The following is a 12,117-nucleotide window of genomic DNA, read 5'->3' on the forward strand; positions in this document are numbered from 1 at the left end:
AGGTTTAATAAACTTTCGATTTATTATTCGATTATTATTTAAAAAGAGTTATAGTAGTGATTAATTAATAAGTTAATTAATCATAATATGATAGGTGAGTTATCTTGAGCTTAATTAGAAAATATCGCCATATTATCAGCGTTAGCCTGCTATCCTTATTGTTAATGGGATGCAACCAAGGACATTCCCCATTATTCCCCATGTTAGGCGCTTATTTCCCTTATTGGATGCTATGTGTCTTAATTGGATTGGTTGGCGCTATATTATTGCGTGTTGTTCTCGTTTATTTAGAAATTGATGATAAGTTACCTTTTCCTCTGATGTTTTACTTTGGTGTCTTGTTGACAATCTCTATTACCATATCCTTACTTTATTTTTCTCATTAAATTATGAATATAAAAAATAAAAAAAAGATAGCCGTCATTCTCACAATCGGCATATTTGCGGCTTTATTACTATTACTATGGAAAAGCCTGCAATCATCGATTCTGAATCCACTAAGTGAAGAGGCCGTGATTGAGGCCAATAAAATTAACATTTCTTCTGTCGTTCCGGGACGGATAAGCCAGTTTTATGTTAAAGAAAATCAGGAAGTCAAAAAAGGCGATCGATTATTTACCATTGACCCGACTATGTATGCTCTACGAGTGAACCAAGCTAAAGCCGAGTTACTTGTTGCAGAAGCGGCGTTAAGCAATAAGAAGAGAATTATTGTCGCTGAAACATCAAATTCTGAAGTGGCTGAAGAGCAAATAAAACGTGCACAAGTTAACCTTGCACTGGCAACCCAGTCTTTAAAACGTTTAGAGCCATTGTTGGCGAAAGGTTTTGTTACCGCCCAACAAGTGGATGACGCCCGAACCTTAAAACGTGATGCAGAAGTCAGCTTAAAACAAGCTCAAAAACAAAATGTGGCATCAGAAGCATTAATTAATAACACCAAATCTGAAGAAGCACTTGTTGAGTCATTAAAAATATCACTCGCCATGGCTGAGTGGGAATTGGGTAACACGGAAATTAAGGCACCGAGTGATGGGTATATTGTTGGACTAACGATATCAGCGGGTGAGTTTGTCCTTTCAGGGCAATCTGTTTTTACCTTAATTGATACAGAGACATGGTTTGTGTCCGCATACTTTAAAGAAACAGAGTTAGATAACATCCAAATGGGCAGCTGTGCAGTTGTTTATTCAATGATTAATAACAAACAACCTATTAAAGGCCGAGTACAAGGTGCAGGTTGGGGAGTAATGTCTACTGATCTGTTGAATATACCTCGAGACTTACCTTATGTCCCCAAGTCTTTAAATTGGGTGCGTGTTGAACAACGTTTTCCTGTGAGAGTAATTTTAGAAAATCCACCGAAAAATCTGATGCGTGTTGGTGCGACTGCCACTGTTAATATTGTATCCCAAGATGATGACTGCTAAAGCTTTACTGGTTCTTCAACAAATAAAACAAGATTTGTTGCCATTTAATTTTCGTTTCGCGACAACATGGCGGATTGCTTTACTGTGCGCATTAATGGCTGGCATTGCGATGTTATACGAAATTCCAGAATCGGCGATTAGCTGCTATTTAATTATCTACCTTGTTAAAGCCAATGCGATTGAAAATATTCTGTTATGTATTGGTGTCATAGTGCTATGCAGTATAGCGGTCTGTGTAATCTTTATATTGTTTAACTTTACGATTCAAAATGTGATGTTGCGCTTTTTCTTTATGGCCCTTTTCTCAGGGTTATTTATGTATTTGTCTTCAGCGAGCAGCCTTGGTGATGTCGGTAACTTAATTGCCCTTGTAATTGCATTTCTAATGACATTGATTGATGATGTTCCTTTTGGCGATGCCGCAACAAGAGGGCTTTTATACGCACTATTAATGGCTGTATCCCCCATGTTATTGGTGGTTATCTTTAATTACTTTTTTGGGATTAGCCCTAAAAAATTATTAATGAATAAGCTAGCTGAGCGTTTTTTGGCTGCAAACCAATTTTTTTTAGGGAAAATGCCGTATTCAATTCAAATTAGTGAAGCTTTAAGTACGCAGGCTGAATGTAAACGGAACCTAATGCTCATCAAACTCTTTTTTCTAAAAGGAAAAAGGGAAATCCAGTGGCTAGATAGCATGGTTGATAATTCGTATGAAATACTGATCATGTCCTTAAATTTACCCGATGATACTTCTGCTGAAATTCGTCTATTACTTGCGGAAAAATGTCAATTTATTGCGCAGTGTTTGGAAAAAAACCAAATTGAACAATTGGAAACGCTAAAAAGCGAAAAAAATAGTTACCTTGAAAACCAGAAAATACTGGCTGATTTTCAAGATATTCTATTTAAGAAGAAAGTGGGGAGTGACCCTAAAGCTAAAAATCCCTTTTTTGTTAAAGACGCTTTTACAAATCCAAACCATAAATATTTCGCCATCAAAACAACCTGTGCTGCACTAATATGCTATGTTTTTTATGACTATTTTGAATGGCAGGGGATCCACACAGCGATGATCACTTGCTACGTTGTTGCATTGACTTCTGTTGGTGAAACAGTACATAAGCTAACGCTGCGTATTATAGGGTGTTTAATTGGTGCATTAATCGGGGTTATTTCGATTGTGTATATTATCCCTCATTTATCCGATATTTTTAGCCTAATGATACTCATCTTTTTCTGTATCTTGCCTGCTGCATGGGTGGCTGCGGGTAATGAGCGTATATCCTATGCAGGAGTCCAAGTTGGGCTGGCATTTTTATTAACCGTTCTTCATGGTTTTAAACCGAGCTATGATCTGGATGTTGCTTCCGATAGGATCCTCGGTATCCTATTAGGTAATGTTGTCATGTACATTATGTTCACTAAAGTGTGGCCGGTCTCTATCATGACTACAGTTAACTCTCAAATTAGAAATATTCTAGATAGTTATGCGGCACTTAAATTAAAATCTTATGATAACAATGTCGAGGCTCTCAGTTTGGTTGCTGCAATCAATGAGGGCGTTATTAAAACAAAAGATGATATTAATTTATTGATGTTCGAAACCCACTTTAAAGATAAAGGGGGGGCTTTAACTCATTTCTTAAACCAATTCTTAACCAAGGTTTCAGTAGATAGTTACCAAAATTATTCGTCTGAATTTATTCCTTTTAATCATAAAGATCATTTTGATTCGAATACAAATTTAAAATCTGCCAGTGATTTGAAATATGATGTCTTAAATACGATACCTTCAACTTTATCGGCTCAAGAAAAAGAGCAAGTCATTAAAGAACTAGTGAGCGAGAAGTAATGATAATGACCCAATCAATGAGATACGACAAAAAACGATATTTACTCATCTCGATATTCAGCATTTTTCTTGTCGGTTGTGTCGATACGAGCCGTTCATTTATGGATAAAGCGCCGCAGCCTTTACAATATGAAACTGACACATATATCTCTTCCCCTGAAGAGAATTTATATGCTGAACATAACGAAGTATTTAAAGATCAATATGACCTAGCAAGCCTTATCGATGTTGCACAAAAAAATAATCCTGAAACACGTATTGCTTGGGAGCTTGCTAAAAAAGCCGCAACCAATGTGGGAATGGTTGAAAGTACCTATTTACCCGTTATAACTGCAACAGCATTAAGTGGCTATCAACGTGGAACATTGAAGTTACCACATAATGATTTAGTCGATAAAATTGATGTTTCTAACCATGTTTTTATCCCTGCGATAACGTTTCAATGGCTATTGTTTGATTTTGGTCAGCGAGGAGCATTAACTGATGCAGCCAAACATGCATCTTTAGCTTCTGACCTTAACTTTAATTTACTTCACCAAAAAATTATTCATGATGTAACCATTGCTTATTATGCTTATGGTGCAGCACAGAAAAAAACAAAAATAACTTATGAAGCTTTGGAGCGAAGCCAGCGTTTATTGTATGCCGTAGAGCAAAAAAAAGCGCGTGGGCTAGCAACCGTACTGGATGTTGCATTAGCGAAGCAGCAAGTTTCACAATTAGAGTTTCAGAACGTATTAGCTAAAGGGAAAGAAAGAGATCAATACCAATTATTACTCTCTACCATCGGTATATCTCCATTGAAAACAATTAATATTCAATATAATGATAACGATGTTTTGCCTGATAATATCGCACCGTTGACCCATGAACGGATCAGAAATGCGTTAGCCCAGCGCCCTGATGTGCTTGCTAACTATGAACTTACACTGGCAGCGATGAAAACGACCCAATCTGTGGAATCCGACTATTTCCCTAAAGTCTATTTAGCGGGGGCAGTCGCGGGGGGAAACAGCCGTTTAGATGTGCAAGGACTACCGGGTATCAACCAAAGTTCTTCATCTTCAAATATTTTGATAGGTATCAGTATTCCGCTTTATGAAGGGGGAATAAGGCAAGCACGTATGAAGAATGCTCAGTCGGATATTCTTATTGCCCAAGAGAATTTGCGGAAAAGCCAAGAAATGGCGATTCGAGAGATGAGTTTAACTGAGAATGCACTAAAATCAGCGGTTGAGGCCAATAAAGCGGCGAAAAACCTAGTCGAAACAACTCAATTAAGTTATACCGCCAGTGTTGATTTTTATAAAAATGGTTTAGGAACAGTGACTGAAATTAATGCCGCAGAAATTGCATTATTAACAGCCGAGCTTGCTCATATTGATTCTTATACGGGTTCAGTTATTGCTGCTGTGGATTTAGCCTTTGCATTAGGTGAAATTGAAAGGGCTTTACCAAAATATGAAGACGCTACGATAAAATAGGTTTATGAGATAGCAGAAGATAACCTAGTATTTATCTTCTGCGATTATAAATTAATAAATATCCAGTTGTTGAAATACAGGTTTTCCTGCACTACTAAATTGGCTAATTGAATATTGGTTATAATTCATTTCGCCATAACCTCTAATATATATTACACCATTAGATAAATCAGATAAGCAGCTCCAAACAGTATATTCAGAAAGTAAACTATTTTGAGTGCCTTCTCCTTCCCCCATATTATCAACAGTCATATTTTTAGTACGGTCAAAATTATTCATAATGTGAGCGAGTGTAATCATAGCGTCTTTTGCATTGTCAACTTTTGGCGCATAAGTACTATAAAAAACCGCTCGAATGAAACGCCCAACAGATGTATCAGACGAAGGTAGATTTGATGTTGCAATACCACTATCAGGTTGAGTAACTCGAATATTACCCAGTAAACTTGTTGATATATCTAGGTTTGATAACTGAGTATAATTATTCAGGTTTTTTAAATGCCATTGAAAATCAGGCCCATTAGTCATGACACGAGTAGGGTTATCAAAAACCTGTAATTTGCCATTTACGGCTTCAACAATAATGCTACCACCGTGTTTATCATAAAAAGCATAGTGGAATGGTGATGTTAAATTCCTAAAGTTAACAAGAATAGGGGACCAAAAGTAACCATTTTCAACCGCTTTTTTAACGTCATCAACATGACTAAAAAGGGATAAAGCCCATTCGCCTAATGCGGTAACAGGCAATGATAAATAATAGTTTTCCGGATTAATTGGCGTAAGCTCTGCTTCAGAAATCATATTTGCACTAAACGTTAATCCTGCACTATTTAACCCTTGGAATATATTATGGTTATCTCCATCAAAATAAACTTCGGTCGTTATCGCAAGAATATCGAATTTAGATGTATAATTAATACCATTTTCCCCGTTAGGGGCTTTTTTCTGAAAAAAAGTATTCGCAGGATAATATGTTATCCAAGAGGGCAGGTCTTCCGTTAATTCTAATGTTCGCCCTTGGTAAATATTATTTTGGCTATCTGTTATTGATAAACTCGTACACATTCCATTTAACCTCGTTTTATGAAGTATTCGCGAATTTGTAGGCTACACTTCATTTTAATAAATGTGGGTCGTAAGGTAGCTAAATAAATATTACCTGATAATGAAGATTATTTATATTGAAATTGTTTTTCAATAATAGGTGACCCATTAAAATAATAACAGAATCCCAATTAAGGGCACTGTTGCAAATAAAGTGGTGAGATTGAATTTTTCAACTCGAAATGGGCTACATACCAAAGAGTCGATTCACTAGGTGCATTTCGCTTAGCGGTTGAGCATAGTAACAAATGTTCAGCTTAACCCTTGCGAAGTGCATGCATTACCTCAATACCTTTAATAGTCGCATGTGCCGTTTTAATTGATTTAAATTCTAAGGTGGGATTTATCACGCGCTTCAATTTTCCATGATCGCATTCAATGACATTATTGTGAAATTTGATTTGCCGTTGCTCTACATGTGTAGGGCATTTTCCTTCTTTTTTTAGAGGGTTAAGAGCTCGACTATAAGGTGAGGTTTTATCTGTATTGATAACCCTGAGGATTTGCCATTTCTAACTCGATTGAATATTTTTCTTAAAAACCGATAGGCAGCTTTGGTATTACGATGTGGTGAGAGGTAAAATTCAATGCTGTGCACTCGGCTATCGACAGCTCGGTAAAGGTACGTCCATTTCCCATTCACTTTGATATAAGTTCCGTTTAAATGCCAATTGTTGAGGTCGGAGGGACTACACCTATACCAACATAACCGCTTTTCTATTTTTGGCGCATAACGTTGAATCCAGCGATAGATTGTCGTGTGAACTAAATTTACACCACCATCAGCCAACATTTCCAAGCGTTCTTGATAACTGATACCGTATTTGCAGTACCAATGCATAGCTCAAAGGATGATAATACCTGTGAAATGACGAGCTTTAAATGCATTCACCAAACAATTCTCAGTAACAAAATAATTAATTTAGCATACCTATTACTTAAATTTTGCAATAGTGCCAGATAAAGAGGGTACAAGATTCTATCGAACTAGTGTATACCCGCAATTGTACCTGCACAGTAGGGTTGATGTGGGTAGAGTCGAATAGAATTCAGTTGAGGTGAAACTTTGGCGGAGTGTTAATTTTAGCGGGCGTTACAAACAAAAACAGACGTCATTTGACGTCTGTTGAGAATTAGTGGTGCCCGGACTCGGAATCGAACCAAGGACACGGGGATTTTCAATCCCCTGCTCTACCGACTGAGCTATCCGGGCAACGGAGCGTATTAAACCTGATTTCATTGGTTGAGTCAAGGCGCTTTCAATAAACTTTTGACTGTATGCGCTTTTTTTCAACATGTTAGCCAGTTTTTAATCGAATATACATAAAATTATTAAGGTTAATAACAAATGCCAGCCTAAAAACCAATTTTGGCTGGCATGCAATATTGGAAAAATTTTAGCGGAGATAATTTTTCTGTGCTTTGTTCACTTTGATAAGATAATTACGTGACTCAGCCGCTGGGTGTTTAGTGGATAAAGTTTCATACACTTCTCCAGGCTCTAAATTATTAATACGTTGTGCTGCTTGTTTTTTATCACTGTGGAAGACACGTAATACGCTACCAGCTCCGCCATTATAGGCAGTGATGACCGCATAGCGGCGTGAGGTCTGGTTACGAATATCGCCTAAGTAGCTGTTTTGCAATATAGCTAAGTAAGCAGTGCCTGTATCAATATTTTTCTCTGGGTCAAATAAATAGCTACGGCTAGGAACACCGGATTTCCCTTGTGAGCGGAAAACATCTTTCCCTGCTGTATTTGGCATTATCTGCATTAAACCAAGTGCATCAGAACGGCTAACCGCATAAGGGTTGAAACTCGATTCAATTTGCATGATAGCTAGGATTAATGATTCATCAACACCATATTTGGCTGAAGATTTTTTAATATAAGGTAAATATTTATGAGCCCGTTTATCTAAATGGTTTGGTACTAGTTGCATAGTTACGGACCAAACAATATTCATACCAGACTGCCGGCGCTGCATTTTATTTTCTATCAGATAATCAGCAAACTTTGTGGCTCGCCATTCCCAACGAATAGCTTCTCCTGTGTTATCTAGCACTTGGCCAAATAAAAAGGGTTCTTTGCTATGAGGAATATCATTAATATCAGAATAGAGGTCAATGGAATTAGGGTCATCTCCCATTAATAAGGTGGTGACAATAGCTTTCTTTAGGTGCTGTGAAGGTTCTATTGCTGAAATTGTCTCAACCGTGATGGTTCCCGCATCAAAATTAATATGGCTACGAGTTCGGTATTCATCGGTATATTTAACGTAGTCTTTTGGGCCTGCAATTAACACTTCTTTAATGCCCCAGATATTTTCAATATTGTGGGCAAATTGGCCCATTAAAATATCGAACCCATTGGTATCTTTGACATAATTAGGGTTAAAGTCAGATTTTTGCTTGCTAGAACAAGAAACAATTAAGGGAATTAACAAACTCAGCGCAAATAGTTTTTTCATACGATTCACAGTCTTGGGGCAAAAGTCTACCTACTTAGTAGGTAGACAAACAGATTATTTTTCAGGTGTATAGCCATCAATATGGATATCATGGCCTTCAAACAAGAAATTAATCATTTCTTGTTCTAACATTTTACGGTCGTCAGGGTTCATGGTATTGAGTTTCTTTTCATTAATAAGCATAGTTTGTTTTGCCATCCATTGACTCCATGCTTCTTTTGAAATCTCGTTAAAAATACGTTTTCCTAACTCACCTGGGTAAAGCTGAAAATCTTGCCCATCTGCATCACGTTGTAAAAATGTACAAAAAATGGTTCTACTCATTAATTTTTCCTCAAATATCAGGTAGTAAGGCGAGCTGTTTTAGTAAACTTTCAACTGGGGCTGCAAGGCCGATAGTTGCGCCTAAGTGTAAGTTATACCAGAGTCCTTTGCCTTCATCCATGGCAGAATTAAATGCCTGAATGTTAACTTTTACAGGGATAATATCTAAATGGAAATGGCTAAATGTGTGACGGAAGGAAATTAATTGCTCTAATTGAGTATATTCAAGGCCTGATTCTCTCAACCAATCATTGAGTTGCTCTAAAGAATTGAATTGTGGGAAGGCAAATAACCCCCCCCAAATACCGGATGGTGGGCGTTGCTCTAACCACACACTGTCACCGTGCTGCATAATTAGAAACCAAGCACTTTTTTCAGGAATTTTCTGTTTAGGCTTTTTGCCCGGGTAGTTTTGCCATGAATGATTGGCATAGGCCATGCAACCAAAAATAAGTGGGCACAGCTCACATTTTGGTTTACTGCGAGTACAGACCATCGCACCTAAGTCCATCATCGCTTGGTTAAAAAATTCAACTCCCTCTTTTGGCGTGACATCAGTACTGATTTCCCACAAGCGATTTTCGACTTCTTTTTTACCCGGCCAGCCATCAACCGCATAAGCTCGAGCTAATACACGTTTAACATTACCATCTAAAATAGGATAATGCTGTTTTTGCGATAAAGACAAAATTGCCCCAGCAGTGGACCGGCCAACACCGGGTAGCGCTAATACTTCATCAAATGTAGTGGGAAACGAGCCATCATATTGAGTCGCGATCACTTGTGCCGCTTTATGGAGGTTCCGAGCCCGAGCGTAATAGCCGAGTCCTGTCCATAGGTGTAAAACTTCATCAAGAGGTGCGTTGGCAAGGGCGGTAACATCCTCAAAACGAGAGATAAACTTCTCAAAATAGGGGATTACAGTACTCACTTGGGTTTGTTGCAGCATGACTTCTGATAACCAAACATGGTAGGACGATTTTTCCTGTTGCCATGGCAACGTTTTACGACCGTATTTGTGATACCAGTCAAGCACTGCAGATGAAAATTGTTGAGCTTCCATTGATAATTTTATTTTTTATTGATATTTCCAGTCATGGCAGGAATTGCAACATAGACGAAGAGGGCTGTAAACCGCTATTGTGTTGTTTAGTGTAAAGTTAGCTAATTATCAACTGCATCCTTGTGGAAGTTTTGCTAAACTCCGATATCCATCATGCTTCAAGGGTAAGGGTACTCACTGTAACTTGGGCATTTAGGGCTGTAAATTGATAAATTTGGTAACCAATCACCTTATAAACTTGATTGTTGGCACACTAACTTAATTGGGCATTCATTTTAGAACCTTTATTATGATCAATAATGTTATCTCCCCCGAATATAATGAAGATGGGCGGGTTATGCGCCGAGTCCGTAGTTTTGTCCGCCGTCAAGGGCGTCTGACAAAACGTCAGGAAGACGCATTAGAAAAAGAATGGGCAGAAAAAGGCATCGATTTTATCAATGAGCCTTTTGATTTTGCCAAAGTATTTAATAACTCAAATCCAGTTACCTTGGAAATTGGGTTTGGGATGGGCGCCTCATTGGTGACCATGGCATCTCAAAATGCAGATAAAAACTTTTTAGGTATCGAAGTTCATGCTCCCGGTGTTGGCGCATGTTTAGCATCAGCAAAAGAAGAAAATGTCACCAATTTACGGGTGATGTGCCATGATGCAATAGAAGTTTTAGACTGCATGATCCCAAATGGAAGCCTTGAAATGGTTCAGTTATTTTTCCCTGACCCATGGCATAAAGCGAAACACAATAAGCGCCGTATTGTGCAAGTTCCGTTTGCAGAAAAAATTCGTAGTAAACTAGCTATCGGTGGTGTTTTCCATATGGCAACGGATTGGCAGCCTTATGCAGAGCACATGCTTGAAGTGATGACGAGTGTCGAAGGGTATAAAAACTTATCGCCATCAGGTGATTACGTTCCTCGTCCAGAAACAAGACCAGAAACAAAATTTGAAAAGCGCGGCCAGCGGTTAGGGCACGGTGTATGGGATTTAATGTTTGAGAGGATCAAATAATGGCTAAACAACAACGTAGTCGTCGTTTACGTAAAAAATTACGCTTGGATGAGTTCCAAGAGTTAGGCTTTACCGTTAAGTGGAGCTTTAAAGAAGGTACGCCGATTGAGGAAGTTGACAGCACCGTTGACCAACTGATTGCAGAAGCGATTGAACCGAATGGTTTAGCATTTGAAGCAAGTGGCTATATGAGCTGGGAAGGGATCGTTTGCCTACAAAAAATTGGCAAATGTACCGAAGAGCACCGTCAAATTGTTGAAAACTGGTTAAAATCAAAAGGTATGAATGACGTCGTCGTTTCTGAGCTTTTTGATGTTTGGTGGGAAGAATAATTTTATTGAGTCAACCTCAATAAATAAACTGAACTTTCAGTCGCTTGAAGAGGCATCCAAAAATTGGGTGCCTTTATTTTCTGTTGCAAATACTATCTGGAGTCAACGTTTTGAGCGCCATGTTTTCTAACCAGCTACTCAACGATATCCTAGACCAAGTTCGCCCACTGATTGGGCAAGGTTGTGTTGCAAATTACATTCCTGCTTTAGGTTGTGTGCCTTCCCACCATTTAGGTATTGCTGTATCCACAATCGATGGTGATATTTTTACCGCAGGGGATGCATATCAACGCTTTTCAATTCAATCTATTTCAAAAGTATTAAGCCTTACGCTTGCAATGACGCGTTATGAGGAAGAGGAAATTTGGAGCCGAGTAGGTAAAGAACCCTCCGGGCTACCATTTAATTCGCTAATTCAAATTGAAATGGAAAAGGGGATACCTCGAAACCCGTTTATTAATGCGGGAGCCATTGTTATCGCTGATATGCTGCAATCACGCCTTAGCGCACCAAAACAGCGTATGTTGGAGTTTGTCCGGAAGTTGTCTTGCGAACCGGATATTAGCTATGACACAGTTGTCGCTCGCTCAGAACTGGAACACGCCAGCCGTAATGCGGCCATTGCTTATCTTATGAAATCTTTTGGGAATTTTGAAAATGATGTTTTAACAGTTCTCGAAACTTATTTTCATTATTGCTCTCTAAGTATGAACTGTGTTGAATTAGCGAGATGTTTTTCTTATTTAACATCGCAAGGAATGTCATCTTGCTCTATTGACCCCATCATCACACCGCTGCAATCAAGACAAATCAATGCATTAATGATGACTTGTGGTATGTATGACGGCTCTGGTGAGTTTGCATTTCGGATAGGAATGCCCGGTAAGTCTGGCGTTGGAGGGGGTATTGTCTGCGTAGTACCAAACCAATTTACGGTCGCGGTTTGGTCACCTGAGCTAGACTCGGCGGGGAACTCTTTAGTCGGATGTGCGGCTTTAGAGTTATTATCGAAACGAATTGGGCGTTCTGTTTTTTAATTAAT

At 38.5% G+C, this 12,117-nt stretch carries 11 protein-coding genes, 1 tRNA gene and 1 pseudogene; 7 read left to right on the plus strand and 6 right to left on the minus strand.

Annotation, left to right across the window (positions count from 1 at the left end; translation table 11 throughout):
• The first annotated feature begins 104 nt into the window (after positions 1-104).
• From PR725_RS12910 to PR725_RS12925, 4 genes are read left to right on the plus strand one after another with little or no spacing between them, the layout of a single operon-like run.
• Complete coding sequence (locus PR725_RS12910; RefSeq protein WP_004905217.1) at positions 105-386, plus strand: YtcA family lipoprotein; 282 nt, start codon at positions 105-107, stop codon at positions 384-386.
• A gap of 3 nt (positions 387-389) precedes the next feature.
• Positions 390-1,430 carry a multidrug transporter subunit MdtN gene (gene mdtN / locus PR725_RS12915; protein ID WP_123382467.1) on the plus strand — a complete coding sequence of 347 codons (1,041 nt, stop codon included), beginning with the start codon at positions 390-392 and terminating at the stop codon, positions 1,428-1,430.
• Positions 1,417-3,285, plus strand: a complete 1,869-nt coding sequence (locus PR725_RS12920) for an FUSC family protein (protein WP_110732244.1) — start codon at positions 1,417-1,419, stop codon at positions 3,283-3,285. The genes mdtN and PR725_RS12920 overlap by 14 nt, the downstream gene beginning before the upstream one ends.
• A complete protein-coding gene (locus PR725_RS12925) occupies positions 3,285-4,769 on the plus strand; it encodes a TolC family protein (RefSeq protein WP_442959434.1) in 1,485 nt (494 codons plus the stop codon). The genes PR725_RS12920 and PR725_RS12925 overlap by 1 nt, the downstream gene beginning before the upstream one ends.
• A gap of 51 nt (positions 4,770-4,820) precedes the next feature.
• Here the strand turns inward: PR725_RS12925 and PR725_RS12930 are convergent, their stop codons facing one another.
• The 6 genes and pseudogenes from PR725_RS12930 to mutY all read right to left on the minus strand — a co-directional run bounded on the left by PR725_RS12930 (position 4,821) and on the right by mutY (position 9,734).
• Positions 4,821-5,837, minus strand: a complete 1,017-nt coding sequence (locus tag PR725_RS12930; RefSeq protein ID WP_004905208.1) for a linear amide C-N hydrolase — start codon at positions 5,835-5,837, stop codon at positions 4,821-4,823.
• Positions 5,838-6,063: 226 nt separating this feature from the next.
• Positions 6,064-6,717, minus strand: a pseudogene (locus PR725_RS12935) (IS6 family transposase).
• A gap of 296 nt (positions 6,718-7,013) precedes the next feature.
• Positions 7,014-7,089 (minus strand) — tRNA-Phe (locus PR725_RS12940).
• A gap of 184 nt (positions 7,090-7,273) precedes the next feature.
• Positions 7,274-8,347 carry a membrane-bound lytic murein transglycosylase MltC gene (gene mltC / locus PR725_RS12945; protein ID WP_109911957.1) on the minus strand — a complete coding sequence of 358 codons (1,074 nt, stop codon included), beginning with the start codon at positions 8,345-8,347 and terminating at the stop codon, positions 7,274-7,276.
• Between the two features lie 54 nt (positions 8,348-8,401).
• The gene (locus PR725_RS12950) at positions 8,402-8,671 is read right to left on the minus strand and encodes an oxidative damage protection protein (protein WP_004914180.1); all 270 of its coding nucleotides are present in this window, start codon (positions 8,669-8,671) and stop codon (positions 8,402-8,404) included.
• 10 nt (positions 8,672-8,681) lie between these two features.
• A complete protein-coding gene (gene mutY, locus PR725_RS12955) occupies positions 8,682-9,734 on the minus strand; it encodes an A/G-specific adenine glycosylase (RefSeq protein WP_109911958.1) in 1,053 nt (350 codons plus the stop codon).
• Positions 9,735-10,023: 289 nt separating this feature from the next.
• Between mutY and trmB the strand changes: the two genes are divergently transcribed.
• The 3 genes from trmB (at position 10,024) to glsB (ending at position 12,112) form a co-directional block, all read left to right on the plus strand.
• Positions 10,024-10,743: a tRNA (guanosine(46)-N7)-methyltransferase TrmB gene (gene trmB, locus PR725_RS12960; RefSeq protein WP_109911959.1), complete on the plus strand. Its 720-nt coding sequence runs from the start codon at positions 10,024-10,026 to the stop codon at positions 10,741-10,743.
• Positions 10,743-11,075 (plus strand): YggL family protein, encoded by a 333-nt coding sequence (locus PR725_RS12965; protein WP_109911960.1) that lies wholly within the window; start codon positions 10,743-10,745, stop codon positions 11,073-11,075. Before trmB ends, PR725_RS12965 begins: the two co-directional genes overlap by 1 nt.
• A gap of 110 nt (positions 11,076-11,185) precedes the next feature.
• Positions 11,186-12,112, plus strand: coding sequence for a glutaminase B (gene glsB, locus PR725_RS12970; protein ID WP_094962054.1), 927 nt, complete (start codon positions 11,186-11,188; stop codon positions 12,110-12,112).
• Positions 12,113-12,117: the final 5 nt, after the last annotated feature.

This window comes from Providencia sp. PROV255, assembly GCF_028478065.1.
Lineage (GTDB): Bacteria > Pseudomonadota > Gammaproteobacteria > Enterobacterales > Enterobacteriaceae > Providencia > Providencia rettgeri.